The organism is Curtobacterium sp. MCJR17_043 (assembly GCF_003224315.2).
GTDB lineage: Bacteria > Actinomycetota > Actinomycetes > Actinomycetales > Microbacteriaceae > Curtobacterium.
Genome location: NZ_CP126259.1, coordinates 1,369,003 through 1,390,973, shown reverse-complemented (window position 1 = coordinate 1,390,973; position 21,971 = coordinate 1,369,003). Strand labels below are relative to the sequence as shown.

General features: G+C 71.8%; 23 protein-coding genes and 5 pseudogenes. 14 read left to right on the top strand and 14 right to left on the bottom strand.

Annotated elements, in window-relative coordinates; translation table 11 throughout:
- Positions 1-29: 29 nt before the first annotated feature.
- Positions 30-1,295, bottom strand: coding sequence for an ABC transporter substrate-binding protein (locus DEJ15_RS07315; RefSeq protein ID WP_284176025.1), 1,266 nt, complete (start codon positions 1,293-1,295; stop codon positions 30-32).
- Between the two features lie 135 nt (positions 1,296-1,430).
- On the opposite strand from DEJ15_RS07315, the gene DEJ15_RS07310 reads away from it, so the two are divergent.
- Both DEJ15_RS07310 and DEJ15_RS07305 read left to right on the top strand, forming a co-directional pair.
- Positions 1,431-1,757, top strand: a complete 327-nt coding sequence (locus DEJ15_RS07310) for a LacI family DNA-binding transcriptional regulator (protein ID WP_349814848.1) — start codon at positions 1,431-1,433, stop codon at positions 1,755-1,757.
- On the top strand, positions 1,639-2,475 hold the full coding sequence (locus tag DEJ15_RS07305; RefSeq protein ID WP_284176023.1) for a LacI family DNA-binding transcriptional regulator: 837 nt from the start codon (positions 1,639-1,641) through the stop codon (positions 2,473-2,475). The genes DEJ15_RS07310 and DEJ15_RS07305 overlap by 119 nt, the downstream gene beginning before the upstream one ends.
- Before the next feature lie 22 nt (positions 2,476-2,497).
- Here the strand turns inward: DEJ15_RS07305 and DEJ15_RS07300 are convergent, their stop codons facing one another.
- On the bottom strand, positions 2,498-2,809 hold the full coding sequence (locus DEJ15_RS07300; RefSeq protein WP_349814847.1) for a hypothetical protein: 312 nt from the start codon (positions 2,807-2,809) through the stop codon (positions 2,498-2,500).
- A 172-nt stretch (positions 2,810-2,981) separates the two neighbouring features.
- Between DEJ15_RS07300 and DEJ15_RS07295 the strand changes: the two genes are divergently transcribed.
- Positions 2,982-3,479: a GNAT family N-acetyltransferase gene (locus DEJ15_RS07295; RefSeq protein WP_110823788.1), complete on the top strand. Its 498-nt coding sequence runs from the start codon at positions 2,982-2,984 to the stop codon at positions 3,477-3,479.
- An 84-nt stretch (positions 3,480-3,563) separates the two neighbouring features.
- Here DEJ15_RS07295 and DEJ15_RS07290 read toward each other — a convergent pair whose 3' ends face one another.
- Positions 3,564-3,743, bottom strand: a complete 180-nt coding sequence (locus DEJ15_RS07290) for a hypothetical protein (protein WP_146232771.1) — start codon at positions 3,741-3,743, stop codon at positions 3,564-3,566.
- A 546-nt stretch (positions 3,744-4,289) separates the two neighbouring features.
- Here DEJ15_RS07290 and DEJ15_RS07285 point away from each other — a divergent pair.
- Both DEJ15_RS07285 and DEJ15_RS07280 read left to right on the top strand, forming a co-directional pair.
- Positions 4,290-4,541, top strand: a complete 252-nt coding sequence (locus tag DEJ15_RS07285; protein WP_284176020.1) for a hypothetical protein — start codon at positions 4,290-4,292, stop codon at positions 4,539-4,541.
- Positions 4,542-4,653: 112 nt separating this feature from the next.
- Entirely contained in the window at positions 4,654-4,806 is a 153-nt protein-coding gene (locus DEJ15_RS07280) for a hypothetical protein (protein ID WP_181419398.1), read from the top strand.
- A 121-nt stretch (positions 4,807-4,927) separates the two neighbouring features.
- On the opposite strand, the gene DEJ15_RS07275 is transcribed toward DEJ15_RS07280, so the two are convergent.
- The 4 genes and pseudogenes from DEJ15_RS07275 to DEJ15_RS07260 form a co-directional block, all read right to left on the bottom strand.
- Positions 4,928-5,440, bottom strand: coding sequence for an EamA family transporter (locus DEJ15_RS07275; RefSeq protein ID WP_284176018.1), 513 nt, complete (start codon positions 5,438-5,440; stop codon positions 4,928-4,930).
- A 336-nt stretch (positions 5,441-5,776) separates the two neighbouring features.
- Positions 5,777-6,440, bottom strand: a pseudogene (locus tag DEJ15_RS07270) (response regulator transcription factor).
- 4 nt (positions 6,441-6,444) lie between these two features.
- Complete coding sequence (locus DEJ15_RS07265) at positions 6,445-7,785, bottom strand: sensor histidine kinase (protein ID WP_284176016.1); 1,341 nt, start codon at positions 7,783-7,785, stop codon at positions 6,445-6,447.
- On the bottom strand, positions 7,782-8,111 hold the full coding sequence (locus DEJ15_RS07260; RefSeq protein ID WP_284176015.1) for a hypothetical protein: 330 nt from the start codon (positions 8,109-8,111) through the stop codon (positions 7,782-7,784). Before DEJ15_RS07260 ends, DEJ15_RS07265 begins: the two co-directional genes overlap by 4 nt.
- 209 nt (positions 8,112-8,320) lie before the next feature.
- Between DEJ15_RS07260 and DEJ15_RS07255 the strand changes: the two genes are divergently transcribed.
- A complete protein-coding gene (locus DEJ15_RS07255) occupies positions 8,321-8,905 on the top strand; it encodes a hypothetical protein (RefSeq protein ID WP_110823782.1) in 585 nt (194 codons plus the stop codon).
- A 110-nt stretch (positions 8,906-9,015) separates the two neighbouring features.
- Here DEJ15_RS07255 and DEJ15_RS07250 read toward each other — a convergent pair whose 3' ends face one another.
- Complete coding sequence (locus tag DEJ15_RS07250; RefSeq protein WP_284176013.1) at positions 9,016-10,272, bottom strand: serine hydrolase domain-containing protein; 1,257 nt, start codon at positions 10,270-10,272, stop codon at positions 9,016-9,018.
- 184 nt (positions 10,273-10,456) lie between these two features.
- Between DEJ15_RS07250 and DEJ15_RS07245 the strand changes: the two genes are divergently transcribed.
- Both DEJ15_RS07245 and DEJ15_RS07240 read left to right on the top strand, forming a co-directional pair.
- On the top strand, positions 10,457-11,104 hold the full coding sequence (locus DEJ15_RS07245; protein ID WP_349814846.1) for an FMN-binding negative transcriptional regulator: 648 nt from the start codon (positions 10,457-10,459) through the stop codon (positions 11,102-11,104).
- An 81-nt stretch (positions 11,105-11,185) separates the two neighbouring features.
- Positions 11,186-12,592, top strand: a complete 1,407-nt coding sequence (locus tag DEJ15_RS07240) for an amidohydrolase (RefSeq protein ID WP_284176011.1) — start codon at positions 11,186-11,188, stop codon at positions 12,590-12,592.
- Positions 12,593-12,601: 9 nt separating this feature from the next.
- Here the strand turns inward: DEJ15_RS07240 and DEJ15_RS07235 are convergent.
- The 3 genes and pseudogenes from DEJ15_RS07235 to DEJ15_RS07225 all read right to left on the bottom strand — a co-directional run bounded on the left by DEJ15_RS07235 (position 12,602) and on the right by DEJ15_RS07225 (position 14,863).
- Positions 12,602-13,616: pseudogene (locus DEJ15_RS07235) on the bottom strand (Fpg/Nei family DNA glycosylase).
- A gap of 19 nt (positions 13,617-13,635) precedes the next feature.
- Positions 13,636-14,124, bottom strand: coding sequence for a ribose-5-phosphate isomerase (locus DEJ15_RS07230; protein WP_110823777.1), 489 nt, complete (start codon positions 14,122-14,124; stop codon positions 13,636-13,638).
- A gap of 67 nt (positions 14,125-14,191) precedes the next feature.
- On the bottom strand, positions 14,192-14,863 hold the full coding sequence (locus tag DEJ15_RS07225; protein WP_258365731.1) for a helix-turn-helix domain-containing protein: 672 nt from the start codon (positions 14,861-14,863) through the stop codon (positions 14,192-14,194).
- On the opposite strand from DEJ15_RS07225, the gene DEJ15_RS07220 reads away from it, so the two are divergent.
- Positions 14,862-15,380, top strand: a complete 519-nt coding sequence (locus DEJ15_RS07220; protein WP_110823775.1) for a GNAT family N-acetyltransferase — start codon at positions 14,862-14,864, stop codon at positions 15,378-15,380. The genes DEJ15_RS07225 and DEJ15_RS07220 overlap by 2 nt on opposite strands.
- 87 nt (positions 15,381-15,467) lie before the next feature.
- Here DEJ15_RS07220 and DEJ15_RS07215 read toward each other — a convergent pair whose 3' ends face one another.
- Positions 15,468-16,118, bottom strand: a complete 651-nt coding sequence (locus DEJ15_RS07215) for a mycothiol-dependent nitroreductase Rv2466c family protein (protein ID WP_309146401.1) — start codon at positions 16,116-16,118, stop codon at positions 15,468-15,470.
- Between the two features lie 122 nt (positions 16,119-16,240).
- Here DEJ15_RS07215 and pepN point away from each other — a divergent pair.
- The 4 genes and pseudogenes from pepN (at position 16,241) to DEJ15_RS07200 (ending at position 20,451) form a co-directional block, all read left to right on the top strand.
- Positions 16,241-18,823: pseudogene (gene pepN, locus DEJ15_RS07210) on the top strand (aminopeptidase N).
- Between the two features lie 76 nt (positions 18,824-18,899).
- Positions 18,900-19,379, top strand: coding sequence for a hypothetical protein (locus DEJ15_RS18115; RefSeq protein WP_349814845.1), 480 nt, complete (start codon positions 18,900-18,902; stop codon positions 19,377-19,379).
- A complete protein-coding gene (locus DEJ15_RS07205; protein ID WP_349814864.1) occupies positions 19,348-19,953 on the top strand; it encodes a mechanosensitive ion channel family protein in 606 nt (201 codons plus the stop codon). Before DEJ15_RS18115 ends, DEJ15_RS07205 begins: the two co-directional genes overlap by 32 nt.
- Positions 19,950-20,451, top strand: a pseudogene (locus tag DEJ15_RS07200) (globin). The gene DEJ15_RS07205 and the pseudogene DEJ15_RS07200 overlap by 4 nt, the downstream one beginning before the upstream one ends.
- Here DEJ15_RS07200 and DEJ15_RS19425 read toward each other — a convergent pair.
- Positions 20,365-20,802, bottom strand: a complete 438-nt coding sequence (locus tag DEJ15_RS19425) for a DUF8185 domain-containing protein (RefSeq protein ID WP_502866158.1) — start codon at positions 20,800-20,802, stop codon at positions 20,365-20,367. The pseudogene DEJ15_RS07200 and the gene DEJ15_RS19425 sit on opposite strands and share 87 nt — an antisense overlap.
- A 187-nt stretch (positions 20,803-20,989) precedes the next feature.
- Positions 20,990-21,235: pseudogene (locus tag DEJ15_RS19420) on the bottom strand (DUF8010 domain-containing protein); the annotation flags it as partial.
- Positions 21,236-21,397: 162 nt separating this feature from the next.
- On the opposite strand from DEJ15_RS19420, the gene DEJ15_RS07190 reads away from it, so the two are divergent.
- The gene (locus tag DEJ15_RS07190) at positions 21,398-21,865 is read left to right on the top strand and encodes an Hsp20/alpha crystallin family protein (RefSeq protein ID WP_110823769.1); all 468 of its coding nucleotides are present in this window, start codon (positions 21,398-21,400) and stop codon (positions 21,863-21,865) included.
- Positions 21,866-21,971 lie beyond the last annotated feature (106 nt).

The window sequence follows — 21,971 nt, the reverse complement described above, 5'->3', positions numbered from 1 at the left end:
CTCCCTCTTCCTTCGGGTACCGGGCCGGATCAGCCGTTGGCGAGCAGGGTGTTCATCTTGGTCTGGGCGGTCTGCAGCGCCTTCTCGGGCGTCGTCCCGCCCTTCATCGCCAGCGCGATCTGCTGGTCGAGGAAGTCCGTCATCGCCGAGTTCGCCTCAACCGGGTTGAGGTTCTTCGCGGTCTTCAGGGCGTCGTTCGCGAGGACGCGGGCCTTCGCGTGCACGGTGCCGTCGTCCTCCGAGAAGAACGGGTCGGACTGCGAGGACTTCGTCGACGGGAAGATGTTCACCAGGTGGGCGAACTCCTCCTGGTTCTCGGCGTTCGTCATGAACGCGGCGAGCGCTTCGGCGGTGGCGAGGTGCTTGCTCTTGGCCGAGACGCTGAGGCCCTGCACGTACAGCGGCGGGTTGTCCAGCGCCGGCGAGACGATGATCTTGCCCTTGAGCGACGGGTTGTTCTTCTCGAAGTCGCTGATCGCGGTCGCACCGCCGGTGGTCCAGGCGACCTTGCCCTGCGTGAACAGGGTCGAGTTGCCGAGGTAGTCGGTGTTGAGGACCGACGACGGCATGAGCCCGTCCTGGTAGGCCTTCGCGTACTTGCTGATCAGGTCGGCGGCCTTCGAGGAGTCCGCGAACGTGAACTTCGTGCCGTCCGCGTTGAGGATCTTCACGCCGGCCAGCGAGAAGTCGGACAGGCCGGGCTTGCGGCTCATGAGGTAGTCGTCCGGGCACTGCTCGTGCATGGTCGCGGCCTGGTCGAAGAGCTCGTCCGTGGTCGCCGGCGGGTTCTCCGGGTCGAGGCCGCACTGCTCGAACATCGTCTTGTTCCAGTAGTCGATGTCGGTGTTGAGGTACCAGGGGTACCCGAACGTTCCGTCGACGCCCTTGTACCGGTAGGCCGCGAGTGCGCCCTCGACGTAGGTCTTCCCGAGCGTGGAGTCGTCCTTCGCGACGTCCTGCAGGAACCCGCGCTTCGCGAGGGGCAGGGCGATGTCCGGCGGCAGGTTGACGACGTCGGGCAGGGAGTTCGACGACGCCTGGCTGAGCACCTTCTCGGCGTAGCCGTCGCCGGGCTGGTCGACGAGCTTGACCTCCGCGTCGGGGTACTTCTTCTCGAACGCCTTCACGACGCCGTTGAGGTAGTCCGTGTACGTCGGCGTGAGTGCCCAGGTCTGCAGGGTGATCGACCCGCTGACCTCTCCGTCGCCACCGCCACCGGTGGCCGCCCCGCTGCCGCTCGAGCAACCGGTGAGGACGAGCGCTGCGGCGGCAGCGCCAGCGAGGATCGCGGCCACTCGGCCCGACGTCGTGCGTGGGGTGGTTCTCATCGTTGCTGACTCCTTCGTCGAGCTACTGAACCGGTTCAGCCTTCTGCGCCGAACCGCTGCGTGACGGTGACGATGCCTGACTAAAGCGCTATAGTCAAGCCCGTGGCCACAGGACGGCGGACGACGATCGCCGACATCGCAGCGCGGGCGGGCGTGTCGATCAGCGCCGTCTCCTTCGCCCTCAACGGGCGCCCCGGCGTGTCCGAGGCGACACGAGAACGAGTGCGACAGGCGGCGCGCGAACTCGACTGGCAGCCGCACACCGCGGCCCGGGCCCTCGGGGGGCGCGAAGGCCGGGTCGATCGGCTTCGTGCTGAACCGCCCGGCGCGCACGCTCGGCACCGAGTCGTTCTTCGGCGACCTCATCTCGGGGATCCAGCTCGGCCTGACCGGCACCCACATCGGCATGACCCTGCTCGTCGCCCGTGATGCCGACGAGGAACTCGAGACCTACCGCGACTGGTGGCGCGGGCACCGGGTCGACGGCGTCATCGTGATCGACCCGCGCCGGGACGACGACCGCCTCCGTCTGCTCGCCCAGCTCGGGATGCCGTCCGTCGTCGTCGGCTCGCACCCCACCCCCGCCGGGTCGGCCCCGAGCGTCTGGATCGACGACTCGGACGCGACCGACACCGTCCTCCGGTACCTCCGCGCACTCGGGCACCGCCGCATCGCCCACGTGTCCGGGCCGCCGGAGTTCGAGCACACCGCACTGCGCATCGAACGCGTCCGGGCGTTCGCGGGTACGTTGCCGGACGCCACCGAGGACGACCGCACGGAGTCCATCCCCACCGACTACTCCGCCGAGGCCGGGTCCGCAGCCACCCGACGCCTGCTGTCCGGCGCCCGACGACCCACCGCGATCGTGTTCGACAACGACGTGCTCGCCGTCGCGGGACTCGGCGTCGCGAGCGAGATGGGCGTCCGCGTGCCGCAGGACGTCTCCATCGTGTCGTTCGACGACTCCGCGATGATCCGGCTCGTCCGCCCCGCGATCACCTCGCTGACGCGCGACACCGTCGAACTCGGCCAGCGGGCGGCGGTCCTGCTCCGCGAGCAGATCGAGGCCGACGCTCCCCTGCCGTCACGGCCGGGGCCGGAGTTGACGCTGAGCGTGCGCGAGTCCACGGCCCGCGTCGCCGACTGACGACGCCGACTGACGACGCGGACTACGACCGCTCGTCGACGAGGGCGACGAAGCGGCTGCCGACGCCCTCGACCTCGCGCCGTGTGAAGCCCGCCGGGGCTTCCGGCGCCTGGTACGGCGCGTGGTAGTCGCACATCAGGTGGTCCCAGTCCGGCCACCACTTCTTCGGCCGGGCCTCTTCCGCGTACCCGCACACGACGCACTCCAGGTGCACCCACACCTTCTTGCCCGTGCGGTTCGCCCGCGACTGCACGAGCCACGCGGGCGGGTCCTGCTCGATCGCGGTGAGTTCGGCCTCGCTGAGGCGGGACGGGATCCCGTGGTGGGTCGCCATCTCGAGGGGGGATGTCGAGCCGGATGGCGGCGTCACGTCGGGAGAGCACCAGTCCAGGGTAGGTGCTCTGCCGGCGCGACGTCCGCCGCCTGCACGGCGTCGACCTCCGGCTCCGCGCTCGTCGTCACGGTCGGGGTGGCGAGACTGCTGTGGTGAGGCGTTGACTGGTCCGATGACGTTCGAGGTTCGCGACGCGACTCCTGCTGATGCCGCGCAGGTCACGCGGGTGCACCAGCGGTCTCGGGAGGCGTACTACGGGGACGCGCTCGACCGCCGCGACGCGGCTCAGGACCGGTACCCGATGTGGCTCGCCACCCTGACCCGTCCCGGCACCTGGTGCCTCGTCGCCGAGCAGGACGGGCACGTGGCCGGCTTCATCGCGGCGCACTTGGCGGACCGCGGTTCACCTGCTGAGCTGTCGAGCCTCTACGTCGACCCCGATCGGTTCGGGTCGGGCATCGGCACTGCGTTGCACACCCGGTTCATCGAGGTCGTCCCGTCGGGTACCGCTGAGCTCGAGGTGTGGGACGGGAACGATCGGGCCAAGCGCTTCTACGCGGACCGAGGCTGGCGACCGACGACCCGCACCCGGGCTGGTGTCGCCGGGAGGCCCTTCGTGACCTGGAGACTCGACGTGCGCCGCGGCTCGCGGTCGCTCAGCGCTCGATGACCACACGGTTCCACGGGCTGCCCGGTCGGGTACGGATCGCCTCGGCAGCCGACCTGGACGCGTGAGCCGTTCCTCCGCAGGCCGTCAGCCGATGACGCAGGGCGTCTCGAAGCGCAGGCCGAGGACGGTGGCGAGCTGGCGCCCGGAGGCTTCGGCTTCTGCACGCGTGTCGACGCGGAGCAACGGGGTCCGGCCGACCGACAACAACCACTGCGCCCCGGTGAACCGGGCACTGATCGCGTTCTCGCCCACGGCTACGCCCACTCACCGATCGTCGGGAGGCCCCACTTGTCGGCCCCTGGCACCCACGACCCGCCGAGGTCCTGACTGAGTGCCGCTGAGGTGAGTGCGGGAGCGACACAGTGGAGGTGGAGACGAACGGGACGCTGCAGGAGGTGCTGCGATCGGGTCGACGTTCCGGTGCGGAGTCGGGGGGGGCGGCGGTGACGTGCTGCATGGTTGCCTTCCTGAGGCGGTGTCCACGTCGGACCGGAGTCAGATCCGGGAGTGCGCGACGCGGCTGGCAGGGTCTGGGCCAGTCACGCCAGGCTACGAGCGGAACCGGCCCGCGTCATGGGGGTGGACGAGGAGCCCTCGGCGTGCTACATGGCCACCGCACCGATCCCCGGGACACGCCGGAGCGCGTCCGCGACTTGACGGAGTGTTCGAACACACGTTCGAATACGGGAGTGGGACGGCGTCGCGAGAACCGGTGGCAGCCCCCCGGAACACCCGGAGGTCGAACGCCCGCGCGCCTTCTCCCTGTCCGAGGAGGCACGCGGTGGTGACGTCTGCCACGCGGTCACCCCGATGCCGGTCTGGGCATGGGTGCAGTTCCCGACGTTCCACGTACGGGTCAAGGCGTTCGCCCGCAGCTGGACGCGCGACGCGGTGCTCGTCGAATGGGCGCAGTTCGGGCAGCAGGCCGACGCCTGGATCTGGCGTTCGGCCGTCAAGCACCGGACCCTCCGAGCCGCCGACCCACGGACCGGGCACGCACCGACGAACGGGGCGCGTTCTGATCCCCGACCGGTGCGACAGCGCTCAGCGGAGTCCGTATGACGCACTGCGTTGACTTCGCGGACGAGCGCGAGGATCGTTCCCGACACACCGGTTCGCGAAGATGCTCGAGATTCGAGACATCCGTCCGGACCGGAGATCGGAAGGAGGCACCATGAAGAAGACCGAGGTGCCGTCCTGGGTCGCCCACCTGCTCACCCCACCCGAGGTCATCGAGGCCTACGTCGACCAACGGGTCAACGACCCGTCGCTCTTGTCGGACGTGCAGGCGGAACCCACGTACGCGGACTTCCTCCGCGGCGAGTAGACGGATCGTGGTGCGCGACCGATGACGGTCGCGTCGCCGACGTGGCACGGGCCTCCCGGCCGGCCGGGAGGCCCACCCCACGTCCCGCACACCCCCCGACGGTGGTCGTGTCCGCCGTCGGTCAGAGCGGCGCCGCGCTGCGGCGCGCCGTGAGCGTCACCCCGGCGCTCGCCGCCGTGACACACGCGAGGGCGACGACCTCGACGGGAGACAGTGCCTCGCGGAGGACGACGAGCCCGGCGAGCGCCGCGAGTGCCGGCCCGAGACTCTGCAGCACGCCGAACACCCGGGTCGGCATGCGCCGGAGGGCCGTCATCTCGAGCGAGTAGGGCAACACGCTCGACAGGACCGCCACGGCGCCGAAGACCAGCAGGAGCACCGGGTCCGCGACGACGCCCTCGGCCGCGGGCCGGAGCCCGAACGGCAGTGCGACGACCATCGCGACGAGCATCGAGACGCTCAGGCCGTCGGTGCCCGGGATCGCCGCACCGACGCGTCGGTTCATGACGATGTACGCCGCCCAGCACCCTGCTGCGAGCACCGCCGCGGCGACTCCCCCCGAGGTCACCCACCGCGGACGGCCCGACGCCGAGGAGCACCACGCCGGCGAGCGCCAGGGCTGCCCAGACGGCATCACGCCACCGGCGGGTGTGCACGAGGGACAGTGCCAGCGGACCGAGGAACTCGATCGTCACGGCGACGCCGATCGGGATCGTCGCGAACGCGAGGTAGATGAAGACGTTCATGCCGCCGAGGGCGAGGCCGAGCACGACGGCTCCTCGCCACTGCACGCGGGTCCAGTGCCGCACCCGCGGACGGACGAGCAGCGCCAGGACGAGCGCACCGATGACCAGGCGGAGCATGACCGCGCCGAGCGAGCCGACCTCCTCGAAGCGGGTCTTCGCGACCGCGGCCCCGATCTGGACCGACACCATCGCGGCGAGCGCCAGCAGTGGTGCCGGGACGCGGGTCATCCGAGGTACGCCAGGACGGCCAGGACACGGCGGTGGTCCTCGCCGGTGTCCTCGAGTGCGAGCTTGGCGAAGATGCTCGAGACGTGCTTCTCGACCGCGCCGGTCCCGATCACCAGGGCGCGGGCGATGGCGGCGTTCGTGCGGCCCTCGGCCATCAGCCCGAGGACCTCACGCTCGCGCGGGGTCAGGGCGGCGAGCGGGTCGCGCCGGCGGCTCATGAGCTGCGTGACGACCTCGGGGTCGAGCACGGTGCCGCCGGAGGCCACGCGGCGCACGGCGTCGTCGATCTCGTCGAGGCGGGTCACACGGTCCTTCAGCAGGTACCCCACGCCCGAGCTGCCCGCGGCGAGGACGTCCTCGGCGTAGGTGGCCTCGACGTACTGCGAGAGCAGCAGGATCCCGGTCCGGGGTGCGATCCGACGGGCCTGGACGGCGGCGCGGACGCCCTCGTCGGTGAACGTCGGCGGCATCCGGACGTCCATGACCACGACGTCGGGCGCGAGTGCGGGGGAGCGCCGCCAGGAACGAGGCCGGGTCGCCGAACTGCCCGACGACGTCGATGCCGGCTTCGTCGAGCACGCGGGCCAGCCCCTCGCGCAGCAGGACGGCGTCGTCGACGACGACGGCCCGGATGCGCGCTGCATCCTGGCCGTCGGTCATGCGGTCAGCCTAGTGGCGACCGGACGCCGGTCACGCGCGGTGCGTGGGGACGCCGTTCAGCGCGCCGAGCGGGATCCGCGCGGTCGCCTCGGTCGGGCCGCCGGCGGGGCTGGAGACCGTCAACTCCCCGTCGAGGGCGCGCATCCGGCCCATCAGCCCCTGGATGCCGTGCCCCTCGCGCGGGCTGGCACCGCCGCGGCCGTCGTCGGTGACGCTGACGGTGAGGAACCAGGTACCGGACGCGTCGACGAGCAGCCCGAGGTAGACCCCCCGCGGCGGAGGCGCCGGCGTGCTTCGCCGTGTTCGTCAGGAGCTCGCTCACGGTGAAGTACACGTTCCGCTGGATCTCGGACGCGAGCTCGAGCCCGTCCGGCAGACGGACGTCGAGCCCGACGGGGATCGGCGACCGCGCGCACAGTGCTTCGAGGGCCGCGACGAGACCGCGGTCGAGCAGGATCGGCGGCGCGAACCCGCGGGACAGCGCCCGGAGTTCGTCGAGCGCGTCCTGGGCGTGTCCCGAGGCCTCGGCGATGAGCTGCTTGGCGCGCTCCGGGTCCTTCTCGAACGACCGCTCGGCCGAGGCCAGGTCCATGCGGAGTCGGACGAGTCGCTGCTGCGGGCCGTCGTGCAGGTCGCGCTCGATCTGGCGGAGCGCCTGCCCCTCCGCGGTGACGGCACCGGCGCGGGACGCCTGGAGGCCCGCCACGCGCTGCTCGAGGACCTCGGCCCGGAACCCGCCGAGCAGGCCGTGGTCGATCCAGTAGTGGGCGAGCACGGAGCCGCGCAGCCACAGCGGGAACAGCAGGACGCTCGCGGCCATCGAGAGCAGCGCGAGGGTGCCGAGCCCGGCGATCGACCCGATCCCGTTCGGGTCGACCAGGTACGTCCCGGCGACGACGTAGGCGAGGACCGCGACGACCGGCCAGAGGAACCCGACCGCCAGGAGGAGCCCGGCACCGACGGTGACCACCGCGGCCATCGGGTAGACGACCACCGCGTGCAGCAGGTACAGCCAGTAGTGCGGGTTCGCGACCGCAGACCCGGTGCGCGTCCACCAGTTCTGCTGCCAGCGGGGCGTCCAGTCCACCGGACGGATCGGTCGCGGGTCCGCCCAGCTCATCCGGAGCTTCTCGAACTGCCCCAGCCACCGGGCGACGAACAGCGCGACGAAGAACAGCAGCAGCGTGAACGGGTTGAGGACGTCCCGCGAGCCGAACCCGCCGATGCCCAGGACGGCGGGGAACGCGAAGTACAGCGTGCAGAGGAGCACCGCCGTGAGTGCCATGTAGCCGAAGTCCCGCGGCGACCGACGCCAGGCCTCCCGGTAGAAGGCACCGGCCGTCATGCCGCCGCCCCCCGCCACGGACCGGGCTCGACGGCCCCCCGCGTGGCGCTGCCCTGGGCGGACAGGGGCGGTGTCGCGTCCCAGCTCGGGTGGGTGCCGTCGCTCGGGGCGGGCTGGGAGGGCATCGGGGTGGTGGCTTCCGGTGTCGGTCGGTCAGGGGCGCTGTCGCGGTCGGGCGTCGTGTCCCGGTCGGCGGTGGTGTCCCGGCCGGGTGTGGTGTCCCGGTCGGTCGCCGTCACGTCGTGGAGCGGAACGGTCTCGGCGTGGTCGGGTGCTGCCGTCACGTCGTGGAGCGGAACGGTCTCGGCGTGGTCGGGCGAGGCCACCGCCTCGTCCAGGGGGGACGGTGCGGGCCAGGTCGAGCCGGTCGGTGTCGGTCATGCATCGAGCCTCGCGGAGACGAGGGCCCGGTCCCATCCTGCCGTCTCCCGGACCAGGGGTGGGGTTGTCCCCACCCCGACACGGTGGTCCTCGCGTTCGTCGTCCGGTGATGTGTAGGGTGCCGGTACTGCATCGCGTCACGAGGGGGGGAACCGTGGACCAGACCCGGTACGAACGACTGTCCGCGCTGGCCGCCGTGGTGGCCGCGCTCGTCCCGGCCGTCACGGTCGTCATCGGGTGGCTGGACCGGATGGCCGCGTGGCCGACGTCGTCGGGGCTCGGCGTCGTCGGGCTGGTGGCGGGAGCCGTCGCGGCCGTCCTCGCCGCCCGACGCGGGGACCGTGCGACGCTCGGCTTCGGGCTCGCAGCCGTCGCCCTCCCGCTCGGGGTACTGCTGCCCACCGCGCTGCACCCCGTCGCGACCGTGCTGCTGCTCCTCGCGCGCGTCCTGCTCCTGGTGTTCGGCGTCGTGCTCGTGGTGCGGTCGTCCGGGTCGCGCCGCACCGCGGGCTGGTTCGTCACGGTCGGAGCCGGCGTCTGGCTGCTGTCCGAGGCCGTGATGAACGTGCTGTTCCGCGTCTGGATCCCGCCGCAGGAAGCACTCCTACCCCTCTTCACCGTGCCGCAGGTCGGCGAGATCGTCGGATTCGCCGCGGCTGCGCTCGTGTTCGTCCCACCGCTCGTCCGCCCGGTCGGCGCGGGCGTCCGCCGACTCTGGGACACCGCCGACGTGCGCTGACGCCGCCGGTGCGCAGGGCCGGGCCGCGCGGCACCGTGGTCGGGATCGGGATCGGGATCGGCCGAGCAGACCGTGCCCGGCCAGCACCGCCGGGCCCGGCCAGCAGGGCGTCACACGAGGGCGGCCGCGACCTCCGGCGTCTCGTCCGGCACCGACCACGGCCGCTGCGTCATGCCGCTGTCCCCGCGGACGGACACGACCGCGCCGGAGTCGTCCCGGGTGTACACGATGTCCTCGTCGACGGACCCGAACCGGTTGCCGGATGCCATGCGGAGCGTGTCGGCGTCGACGACCTCGAGCCGGACCGGCGACTCGGTCGGCACCGGCTGCGTCGGGTCGATCGCGAGCAGGCGGTCACCCACCCTCGCGATGTCGGTGATCCCCTCGAAGGTCGCGAAGCGCCCCGTGTACCGTGCGGCGTCGACGTCGGCGGGGATCACCGGACCGGCCGCGTGCTCGTCGGCGGCCGCGTCGAGCAGGTGCACGATGCCGTACGCCAGCATCGTCGCCGGACCGGTGGCGCTGCTCGTCAGGACGGACACGACCAGTGAGGACGCGGGGTCGAACACGGACTGCGTGATCTGTCCGGGGAACCCGCCGGAGTGGCCCCGGACCTCCCGGCCGTTGATCCGGTCCACGATGAACCCGGCGCCGTAGCCGCGGGCGGCCGGGTCGGAGTCGAGCGCACTCCACGCCTTCCGCTGCGCGAGGCGCTTGGCGTGGTCGGAGAGCAGCGTCCCGCGGCCCGGCACGTGCGCCGAGAAGTAGCGGACCAGGTCCGAGGCCGTGCCGTGGAAGCCGGTCGCCGCGGCGAGCGCCCCGGTCGTCACGTGCGGGACCGGCTGCCGGGTGCGCGCCGTGTGGAGGCCGGTGTAGCCGACGACGAACTCGTCCTCGCGAGCGGGGTCGAACTCCGCACCGGTGTGGCGGAGCCCGAGCGGCTCGGTGATCGCGGTGCGGACGTGCTCGGCGTACGACGTGCCCGTCACGGCCTCGATGACGAGCCCGAGCAGCCCGTAGCCGAGGTTCGAGTAGTTGAACGCCGAGCCGACCGGGACCTTCGCGCCGCCCGCGACGACGAGGTCGACGAGCTGCTGCGCGTCCGGGAAGGGGTGCGCGAGCGCCCAGTGGTCACCGTCGGCGCCGTCACGGACGACCCCGGCACCCATCTCCATGAGCTCGCGGACGGTGGCGTCGGCGATCGGGGAACCCGCCTCGACCAGCGCGGGGACGAACGAGCCGACCGTGTCGTCGAGCCGCAGCGCGCCCTGGTCGGCCAGCTGGAGCAGCGCGGTGGCGGTGAAGGTCTTCGAGTGCGAGGCGATCCGGAACAGGTCCGTCGTCGTCAGTCGCCGTCCGGCTGCCACGTCGGCGTACCCCCCAGGCGTCGGCGAACAGTTCCTCGTCCTCGAAGCCGATCGCGACCTGCACGCCGGGGAGCCGCAGCTGCCACACCTTGTAGGCGACCCACTCTCGGACGTAGGGCAGGACGGACTCGTAGGCTGCGCGCTTCTCCATGCCGACCAGCCTGGCATGTGCCACGCTCGTCGCATGCGGCACACACCCTCCTTCCTGATGACCGAGGTCGACGAGGTCCGACGACTCGTCCGCGGCAACCCCTGGGCGACGATCGTGTCCTCCACCGCGGAGGGGCTCGTCGCGTCGCACTACCCGTTCCTGCTCGAGGAGCAGCCCGACGGCAGCGACGACATCGTCCTCGTGTCGCACGTCGGCCGGCCGGACGAGGTGGCGCACGAACTCGGGCAGCACGAGGTCCTGGTCGTCGTGCAGGGCCCGCACGGGTACGTCTCCCCCCGCCTGGTACCCGCCGGAACAGTTCATCCCGACCTGGAACCACACCACCGCGCACCTGTGGGGGGACGCCGGAGATCCTGTCGGACGAGGAGAACTTCCGTGTCCTCGGTGACCTCGTGGACCACTTCGAGGCCGCGATGCCGTCGCCGGTGTCGCTCGACGTCGACGCGGACGCCGCCCGCCGGATCGCCCGCGGCACGGTCGGCATCCGCATCCGCGTCACCCGCTTCGACGCCCGCGCGAAGCTCAGCCAGAACAAGGCACCCGAGGTGGTCGACCGGATCATCGCCGGCCTGCGGACCGACGGCCCCTACGCCTCCCCCCGCGCTCGCCGACGAGATGGCGCGCGTCCAGGGGACCACGACGACCGGCCTGGAGGCGTGATGTCGGCGACCCTGCTCCGTACCGTCCGGCGGGTGGGCGCCTTCGGCGCCCCCCAGCGACGTCCTGGTCGTCGACGGGCGGGTGTCCGCGATCGCGCCGGCCGGCACGCTCGACCCGCTCGACACCGACACCCACACCGGCACCGACACCGAGGTCGTCGAGGCCGAGGGCGCCTGGCTCGGGCCCGGTCTCCGCGACCACCACGTGCACCTCGACCAGTGGGCACTCATGCGCCGACGGATCGACGTGACGGACTGCGGCTCCGCCGAGGAGACCGCGGACCGCCTCGCCGCCGCAGCCCGGACCGGCCGCCCGGACCGGGTGCTCGTCGGGCACGGCTACCGGGACGGACTCTGGCCCCGCCCCGCTCGACGGGAGCTGCTCGACCAGGCCGCACCGGGCCTCCCGGTCGTCGTCGTGAGCGCCGACCTGCACGCCGTCTGGTGCAACGAGGTCGCCCTGGCGCACTTCGGTGCCGTGCTCGGCCGGGCGCTCCCGGCCGGTACCGACGGTGTGCTCCGCGAGCAGGACGCGTTCGACGTGACCGGCGCGCTGTCCCGGGTGCCGGACGACCAGCTCGACGCCTCCGTCGCGGACGCCGTCGAGGCGGCCGCGGCCCGGGGTGTCACCGGGGTCGTCGACCTCGAGATGGACGCCGACATCGACCGGTGGGTGCGACGGATCCACGCCGGGACGGACGGCCTGCGCATCGCCTCCGGGGTGTACCCGGCACGGCTCGACGAGGCGGTCCGCCGCGGACTGCGGACGGGCGACGTCGTCGACGGGACGCGGGGCCTGCTCACCGTCGGGCCGTTCAAGGTGATCACCGACGGGTCGCTCGGCACCCGGACCGCCGCGACCGCCGACGGCGAGGGCGTCCTCACCTGGGCGCCGGAGGACCTCGTCCCGCTGCTGCGTCGGGCGGTGGACGCCGGGCTCGTCCCCGCCGTGCACGCGATCGGCGACCGCGCGGTCACGCTCGCGCTCGACGCGCTCGAGACCGTCGGGAGCCGCGGCTCGATCGAGCACGCGCAGCTCCTCGCCGTGCCCGACGTCGAGCGGTTCGCCCGGCTCGGCGTCGTCGCGTCCGTGCAGCCCGAGCACGCCATGGACGACCGGGACATCGCGGACCACCACTGGGCGGGACGCACGGACCGGGCCTTCCCGTTCGCCGCGCTCGAACGTGCGGGCGCCGCGATGGTGCTCGGCTCGGACGCCCCGGTCGCGCCGCTCGACCCGTGGGTGTCGATGGCCGCCGCCGTCGGACGGGACCGCGACGGCCGCGAGCCGTGGCACCCGGAACAGCGGATGTCGGCGCTCGCCGCGTGGCGGGGGTCGACGGACGGACGGGTGTCGGTCACGGTCGGCGACGTCGCGGACCTCGTCCTCGTGCCGACCGATCCGCTCACCGCGTCGTCGGCGACGCTCCGGGCGATGCCGGTCCTCGGCACCGCGATCGCCGGCCGCTGGACCCACCGCGACCTCTGACCGGCGGGGCTACTTCTGGTCCTCCGGGCACCAGTAGAGCTTGCGGCCGGCCATGTCGGCGACGCGGATCTCGGTGCCGCACACCCGGCACGGCTCCCCCCGCGCGGTGGTACACCCAGTGTCGGTCGGCCCGGGAGCGCATCGCCTTCCGGTACTCGGCGTCGGTCAGGCCGTCCATCGTCATCATCTGCCCGATGCGGACCCCGTCGTGCAGGAGCTTCGACCAGTCCTGCCACAGCGCCTTCGCCTGCCTGACGGTGATCTCCTTCCCGGGCTTGTACGGGTCGATGCGCTGCCGGAACAACAGCTCCGCCCGGTACACGTTGCCGATGCCGCTCACGACGGACTGGTCCATGAGCAGCTGACCGATCGCGACGTTGCGCTTCCGGACGTTGTCCACGAACGCCTTCTCGGCCTCGGGCCCGTCGTCGTTCATCGGGTCCGGGCCGAGCTTGTCGAGCGCACGCTGCACCCCGGCCGGGTCCTCGACCACGCAGGCCGTCGGTCCGCGGAGGTCCGCCACGGCGGTCTCGGTGAGGATCCGCACGCGCACCTGCCCGACCGGGTCCGGCGGGAAGGCCTCGATCGGGTCCTCGACCTTCTCCTGCTCGGCCATCCGGTAGCGGGAGCGCCGCGGGGCACCGATGGAGCGGAGGGAGTCCTCGCCGTCGTCGTCGGGAACGTGGTCGGCGTCGTCGCCCGCGTCTCCGTCCTCGGTGACCGTGCCGCGCTGGTTCGTCTGGCCGATCCGCCCCTTCGCGCTCCGCATCGTCGCGTCGGTCGAGATCTCACCCGCGAAGTCCCACGCGCCGTACAGGCCGAGGTGCACGCGGAGGAACAGGTCGCCCTCGAACTCCAGGAACATCTGCTTCGCCACGGCTCGTGCGGCGATCATCTTCCGGCCGTCGAGCTGCGCGGCTCCGGCGGCGAACCGACCCTGCGGGCTCGACACCTCGCAGACCCGGCCGACGAAGTGCAGCTCGAACTGGCGGGCGATGCGGTGGACGGAGTGACCCTCGGGCATTGCTCTTGTCTACTCGGCCCTACTGGTCGATCTGCTTGCCGGCGATGTGCCCCGTGGTCTCGTACTCGGCGAGCTGCGCGATGCGGCGGGCGTGGCGCTCCTCGCCCGAGAACGGCTCGGCGATGAAGAGGTCGACGAAGCGGATCGCCTCTGCCTCGGTGTGCTGGCGCGCGCCGATCGAGATGACGTTCGCGTCGTTGTGCTGGCGGGCGAGCAGCGCGGTCGACTCGTTCCACACCAGGGCCGCGCGGATGCCCTCGACCTTGTTCGCGGCGATCTGCTCACCGTTGCCCGAACCACCGAAGACGACGCCGAGGGCCTGGACGCCCGCGCGCTGGTCCTGCACGACGGCGTGCGCGGCGTTGATGCAGAACGAGGGGTAGTCGTCGAGCGGCTCGTACTCGGTCGGTCCGTGGTCCACGACCTCGTGGCCGGCTTCGGTCAGGTGGACGCTGAGGGTCTTGGTGAACTCGAGGCCGGCGTGGTCCGTTCCGAGGTGGATGCGCATGGACCGATCCTATTCCCGGGCACACGCCGGACGGGACCCGTCCGGCGGACGGCGGTGGGGCCTCCCGTCAGCGGTGCCGCACGACGACCACGACGTACCGACACGGCTCGTCGCCGGGGTTCCGGTAGACGACGTCAGCGGGTTCGCCGAGCTCGATGCGGTCCCCGGCGCCGAGTCGGGTCGTCGTGTCACCGGCCTGCAGGTCGAGGGTCCCGTCGACGACCCAGATGCAGTGCCGGAGGAAGGCGTAGGCGCTCGCGGGGTAGGCGACCTCGCGGCCGGCCGGCAGGCGCACCTCGGTCACGTCCGCCGGGAAGTCGGCGCTGGACAGCGGTCGACGGCGGTACCCGGTCTCCGGGTCGGTCCAGGAGTCCGCGGACGCGGCGCGCTGGACGCCGCGGGCCTCGTCCGGGTCATCGGAGCGCGGGACCTCGTGCTCGAGGGCCTCGTCGAGGAGCTGCGAGACCGTCAGGCCGAACGCTCCGGACAGACGACCGAGGATGGTCGCGGTGGGACTGGAGACGCCCCGCTCGACGCGGTTGATCATCGCGCGGGAGACGCCGGACTCCTCCGCGAGCTCGGTGAGGCTCCATCGACGTTCGGTGCGGAGGCGCTGCAGCCGTTCCCCGAGGCGGCGCTGGTCGGCGTCGTCGGGGTCCTCGGCGTCATCGGGCTCCTCGGCGCCCATGACGTCCGGTGGCGCGATGACGCCCTCCTGCTCGTCTACGATGTGAGACATGGCGACAGCATATGCGACGAACGCGGTGGTCATCCGCGACTGCACCCCCGCCGACCTCGACGTCGTGCACGCCCTCCACGTCGACGCCGTCCTGCACTCCACCGCGATCTGGCAGGAGGAACCGCATCCCCGGGCGTGGTTCGACACCTGGCTCGCGGAACGGCAGGGCGACGGGTGGCCGGTCGTGGTCGCCGAGGTCGACGGCGTCGTCGCCGGGTACGCCTCGTACTCGCAGTGGCGGCCGCACCAGGGCTACCGGCACACCGTCGAGCACAGCGTCTACGTCGTCGAGGGGTTCCGCGGCCGGGGGGTCGCGTCGACGCTCATGCACGCCCTGGTGGCCCGTGCGACCGCGGAGGGTCGGCACGTCATGATCGCCGGCATCTGCAGCACGAACGCCGGGTCGATCGCCCTGCACGAGCGGCTCGGGTTCGAGACCGTGGCCGTCGTGCCCGAGGTCGGCCGGAAGGCCGGCCGCTGGCTCGACCTGACCCTGATGCGGTTGCCGCTGGCCTGAGCGGGCGATGCCCGCAGGGGGGACGACGGACAGGAGGCGCGGTGCGGACCCGCACCGCGCCTCCCGTCGGGTCGTCGGGCCGGGCGGTCAGTCCTCGACGGTGTCGAAGACCGGGCCGGTCGTGCGGGAGCGCTTGAGCTCGAAGAAGCCCGGGTAGCGGGCTGCGGCGACGACACCGTCCCAGAGGTCGAGCGCCTCCTGCCCCTTCGGCGCCGGGGAGATGACCGGCCCGAAGAACGCGACGCCGTCGACGGCGATGACGGGCGTGCCGACGTCCTGGCCGACGCGCTCGATGCCGTCCCGGTGGCTCTCCCGCATCGCGGTGTCGGTCTCGTCCGTCCAGGCCGCGTCGGCGAGGTCGGCCTCGAGGTCGAGCTGCTCGAGCACGGCCGGCACGACCTGCGCGGGGTCCTTCTGCTGGCGGTGGTGGATCTGCTCGCCCAGCGCGTCGTAGAGCGGCTTGACGACGTCCTGGCCGTGCCGGGTCTTCGCGGCGGTCACCAGGCGCGCGTACACCTGGTTCCGCTCGAGGGCCTCGCGGTACTCGGCGGGCATGTCCTCGTTGTGCTCGTTGAGGACGAACAGGCTCATCACGTTCCAGGTGACGTCGAGGTCGCGGTGCCGCTCGACCTCCCCCACCCAGCGGCTCGTCATCCATGCCCAGGGGCAGGTCGGGTCGAACCAGAACTCCACAGCAGTCCGGGTCGCAGGGGTCGTCTCCACAGTCGTGTCGGTCACGGATCGCAGCGTACGCCCGCTCGCTAGGCTGGTCCCGAGCCGTCCCACCGGTGCACGACGCCGGCCGGGGCCCCGACACGCGGACATCGATCGTCCGCGTCCGCAGCGAAGATGGAGCGTCCGTGCCCGGAGAGAACCTCACCCGAATCGAAGCCCAGGAACGCGCCGGCATCGTCAGCGTGCAGACGTACGACGTCGAGCTCGACCTGACCCGCGGAGCCGAGACCTTCGGCAGCACCACCCGCGTGCGCTTCAGTGCCACCCCCCGGTGCCAGCACGTTCATCGACGCCATCACGAAGACCGTGCACTCGGTCACGTTGAACGGCACCGCGCTCGACGTCGACGCGGTGAACGACGGCGTCCGCATCCAGCTCGCCGACCTGCAGGAGCAGAACGAACTCGTCGTCGTCGCCGACGCGCTGTACACGAACACCGGAGAAGGCCTGCACCGCTTCGTCGACCCGGTCGACGACGAGGTCTACCTGTACTCGCAGTTCGAGGTGCCGGACAGCCGCCGGATGTTCGCCGTGTTCGAGCAGCCCGACCTCAAGGCCGAGTTCTCCTTCACCGTGACCGCGCCGGCGCGCTGGCAGGTCGTCTCGAACGCCCCGACGCCGGAGCCGCACGTCGACGGCGACCACGCCACGTGGACCTTCCCGCCCACCGCGCGCATCTCGAGCTACATCACCGCGCTCATCGCCGGCCCGTACGAGGTCGTGCGCAGCGAGCTGACCAGCCGCGACGGTCGGACCATCCCGCTCGGCGTCTTCGCGCGCAGGTCGCTGGCCGAGTACCTCGACCCGGACTACGTGTTCGAGACCACCCGGAAGGGGTTCGCGTACTTCGAGGAGAAGTTCGACTACGCGTACCCGTTCGAGAAGTACGACCAGCTCTTCGTGCCGGAGTTCAACGCCGGCGCGATGGAGAACGCGGGCGCGGTCACCTTCACCGAGACCTACGTCTTCCGCTCGAAGGTCACCGACGCCATCAAGGAGCGCCGGGTCGTCACGATCCTGCACGAGCTCGCGCACATGTGGTTCGGCGACCTCGTCACGATGAAGTGGTGGAACGACCTCTGGCTGAACGAGTCGTTCGCCGAGTGGGCCTCCACCATCGCGACCGCCGAGGCCACCGAGTGGACCGGCGCATGGACGACGTTCCAGGCGATGGAGAAGTCCTGGGCCTACCGCCAGGACCAGCTCCCCCTCGACGCACCCGATCGTCGCGACGATCAACGACCTCGAGGACGTCCAGGTCAACTTCGACGGCATCACCTACGCGAAGGGCGGTTCGGTCCTCAAGCAGCTCGTCGCGTGGGTCGGCATCGACGCGTTCTTCGCGGGCGTCGCGGCGTACTTCCGGAAGCACCACCACTCCAACACCGAGCTGAAGGACCTGCTCGTCGAGCTCGAGGCCACCAGCGGCCGCGACCTGTCCGAGTGGTCGCAGCTCTGGCTGGAGACGGCGGGCGTGAACACCCTGCGCCCGGAGATCGAGACCGACGCCGAGGGCGTCATCACCTCGTTCGCCGTCTTGCAGGAGGCGCCGTCGGACCACCCGACGCTGCGACCGCACCGCCTGGCCATCGGCGTGTACGCCTTCACGAACGACCCGTCGGCCCCCTTCGGCGCGGACACGGCCTCGTCCGGCGGCAAGCTCGACCGCGTCCACCGCGTCGAGATCGACGTCGACGGCGCCCGCACCGAGGTCCCCGAGCTGGTCGGCGTGCACCGCGGCGACCTCGTGCTCCTCAACGACGACGACCTGGCGTACGCCAAGATCCGCCTCGACGAGCAGTCGCGGCGCACGGCGATCGAGCACCTGGCGTCGATCGCGGACCCGCTCGCCCGGTCGATCGTCTGGGGTGCCGTCTGGGACGCCACGCGTGACGCCGAGTCCCCCCGCCAGCGACTACGTCACCCTCGTGCTCGGCAACATCGCGACCGAGACCGAGTCGACGACGATCCGCACCACGCTGTCGCAGCTGCTCCTGGCGGCGCGCAACTACGTCGCACCGTCGAAGTCGGACGCCACCGTGCGCACCGTCGGCGACACGCTGTGGCAGCTGGCCTCGTCGGCCGAGTCCGGATCGGACGCGCAGTTCCAGTTCGTGAAGTTCTTCGCGCAGATCCCGTCGACGCCCGAGCACGTGGCGACGCTGCAGGGACTGCGTGACGGATCGGTCACACTGCAGGGGCTCGTCGTGGACACGGACCTGCGCTGGGAGCTGCTCGAGGGCCTCGTCCTCGCGGGTGCCGCGGGCAACGACGAGATCGACGCCGAGCTCGCCGCCGACCGGACCGCCTCGGGCGAGCAGGCCGCGGCCCGCGCTCGCGCGACGATCCCCACCGCCGAGGGCAAGCTCGCGGCGTTCTCGTCGCTCGTCGACACGGACGACGCGCCGAACGCCATCGTGCGGCAGACGACCGTCGGGTTCCAGCACGTGAACTCCCCGGTCGTGCTCGAGGGTCTCGTGCAGCGCTACTTCGAGGTCATCACGCGGATCTGGGACGAGCGCAGCTACCACATCGCCGACACGATCGTGACGGGCCTGTACCCGGCACCGCTGGCGTCGACGGAACTGCGTGACGCTGCCCGGGCCTGGCTCGACGCGCACCCGGAGACCCCGGCACTGCGTCGGATCGTCAGCGAGAACCTCGCGGGCACCGAGCGTGCGCTCCGCGTCCAGGCGGCCGACGCCTGATCCCGATGTGAGCAGCGGCGAGGCTCCGGCGTTCCTCCAGGGGCGTCGGAGCCTCGCCGTTTAGCATCGTCCGGACATGACCTCGGCAGCAGACACCACCGACGACGTCTCGAAGTGGGCGTCGAACACGTTCACCCAGTTCGTCGACACCTGGCACGTCCCGATCACGATCCTGATCGTCCTGCTCGCGGCGGTCATCATCCGCCTCGTGCTCCGCCGGACCATCAAGCAGGTCGTCGACCGCATCGTCAACGGCGTCAAGAAGCGGCAGGGCGCTGCGGACACCCAGGCCCTGGTGGCCTCCCCCGCTGCAGACCGCCCGCGTCGTGCAGCGCACCCGGACGCTCGGCAGCGTGCTCGAGAACCTCGCGACCGTCGTGGTCGCCGTGATCGCCTTCGCCATCATCATCTCGACCGTGTTCCCGACCGCGGCGGTCGGCATCGTCGGTGGCGCCTCCGTGGTCGCCGCCGGCCTCGCAGTGGGCGCGCAGAGCATCGTCCGCGACATCCTGTCCGGCATCTTCATGATCCTCGAGGACCAGGCCGGCGTCGGTGACGTCGTCGACACCGGCCAGGCCACCGGGGTCGTGGAGTCCGTCGGTCTCCGGGTCATGCAGATCCGCGACGTGAACGGCATCCTCTGGTTCGTGCCGAACGGACAGATCCTCCGCGTCGGCAACCTCTCCCAGGGCTGGTCCCGTGTCCTCGTCGACATCACCGTGCCGTACGACACCGACATCGACGCCGTGCAGGACGCCCTGCTGCACGCCGCGGTCACCATGTCCCAGGAGGCCCGCTGGCGGCAGCGCATCGTCGAGAAACCGGAGATCTGGGGCCTGCAGTCGATCACCGACACCGGCATGGTGTTCCGCCTGGTCGTGAAGACCCGCGCGTCGGAGCTCGACGTCGTCGGACGGGAACTCCGCGTGCGGCTCAAGCGCGGCGTGGACGAACTCGGGGTCACCCTGCCGGCGATGGCCATGATCATGCCGGAGGGGTGGGAGAACGCCACGTCGGTGAACGGCCTCCGTCCCGTCCGCACCGCGCCGGTGCCCACCCCCCGCGCCGCGGGCCCGCCGCGGCCGGATGAACATCCTGGGCCGGGCGATCCGGACCGGCGACGACAATGACCCTGAGGACACCCCATGACCGGACCCGCCATCCCCCCTCGGTCCCCCCCACGGGTGAGCCGGCCCCGGGCGTCCCCGCGCAGCCCGTCACGCTCCGGGTCGGACTCGGCGGGGCTGCGGCGAGCGGTTCCCTGTTCGACCGCATCGGCGGCGCCCCGACCTTCGACCGCCTGGTCCGCCGCTTCTACGAGGGCGTGCAGCAGGACGAGGTGATCTGGCCGATGTACCCGGCAGACGACCTCGACGGCGCGGTCTGGCGGCTCTCGCAGTTCCTCCAGCAGTACTGGGGCGGCCCGTCGACCTACAGCGAGCAGCGCGGCCATCCCCGGCTCCGGATGCGGCACCACCCGTTCCGCATCACCCCCCGAGGCACGCGAGCACTGGCTCCAGCACATGCAGGACGCGGTCGAGTCACTCGACCTCGCGCCCCTCGACGAGGCCGAACTGTGGGCGTACCTCGACCGCGCGGCACACGCGATGACGAACGCGTTCGACTGACGGGAGCGGCGGCCGCCGCCGCGGCGGAACGACGGACGGGAGGCCCGTGGCGACCCCGCCACGGGCCTCCGGTCCGTCCGTCAGGAACTGAGCGTCCAGGCCCGCCGCTTCACGAGCACGTGCCCCCCTGGAGGTCGTCAGCCGGCTCCACGGCCCCGTCTCGAACAGCCGGACCGGTTCGGTCCCGAGGAAGCCGAGGCTCTCGGCGGCGAAGCCCGCGCCGGCCGGCAGGTGCTCGACGCCCGGGATCGGCCGACCCCAGACCTCGGAACGGACGCGGCGGACGATGGACTCCCCCCGAGCTCGTCGGCACGGAGGCGGCGACCTCGTCGATCCCCTGGCGCGCAGCACGGTGCAGCAGTTCCGCCGACACGTCGGGCAGCGGCACCCAGCCGCCGCGGGGCGGGGAGATCGCAGCCCAGGTCACGGTGTGCACCTCGAGCGGCAGCTCGACCTCGATCGGGGTCGCCCGGGTCGGGTCGGCTGCGTCGGCGTGCTCCACGTCGTTCGCCTCCGCGAGCAGACGCAGGCGCTCCTGGAACGAGCGGAGCGGCACCACGACGTCGATGTGCTCCGGCTGGGTGAGGGCGAACGTGCGCAGACCGAGCACGGTGGGCAGTTCGTCGAGCAGCCCGAGCGGGTAGAGGATCGCCGTGTAGACGGCCAGGACACCGGAGTCGGCGATGAGGCGGACGGACCCGTCCTCGATCCGAGCGGCTCGTCCGAGGTAGGTGCGGAGGTCACCGAGCGAGGCGGCGTCGGGAAGGGTGAACGAGCTGCTCATGTCACCGTCGATCCTAGCCGCGACCGTCCTGACGCTCCCTGGTCCGGCCCTCAGCGAGCTCTGAGCCCACTCTTGGCACTCTTCGGGTTCGAGTGCTAGAACGGATGGCAGTTGAGTCACGGCGACTCAACCGCGAAGCACTCAGTGAAGGAGTTGATTCAGATGGCCATGACCTTCGATCCGTTCCGCGAGCTGGACCGTCTCGCCGGATCCCTCCTCAGCGGAGCAGCAGCCGGGCCCCGCTCGATGCCGATGGACCTCTACCGCGCCGGCGACCACTACGTCATGGACGTCGACCTGCCCGGAGTCGATCCGGGATCGGTCGACATCGACGTCGACGGATCGGTCCTCACCATCCGGGCCGAGCGCACCCTCGGGGCTCCCGACGGCGCGCAGTGGCTCACGCGGGAACGCCAGCCCGGCTCGTTCGTCCGTCAGCTCACCCTCGGCGACGGCCTCGACGTCGAGCGGATCGCCGCGCACTACGACAACGGCGTGCTGAGCGTCACGATCCCCGTGCAGGAGTCGTCGAAGCCCCGGAAGATCGCCGTCAGCACGAGCGGTGCCGACACCGGTTCCGCGGCCGGCGCGCAGCCGCTCGCGGTCGGTCAGGGTGGCTCCGGCAGCTGAGCCGACGCACCCCGAGGGCGACGGGCCGACCCGCAGCGGGTCGGCCCGTCGCCCCGCCTCCCGATGGCACAGCCGTCGTCCCCACCCATCTCGTCCCGTCTCGTTT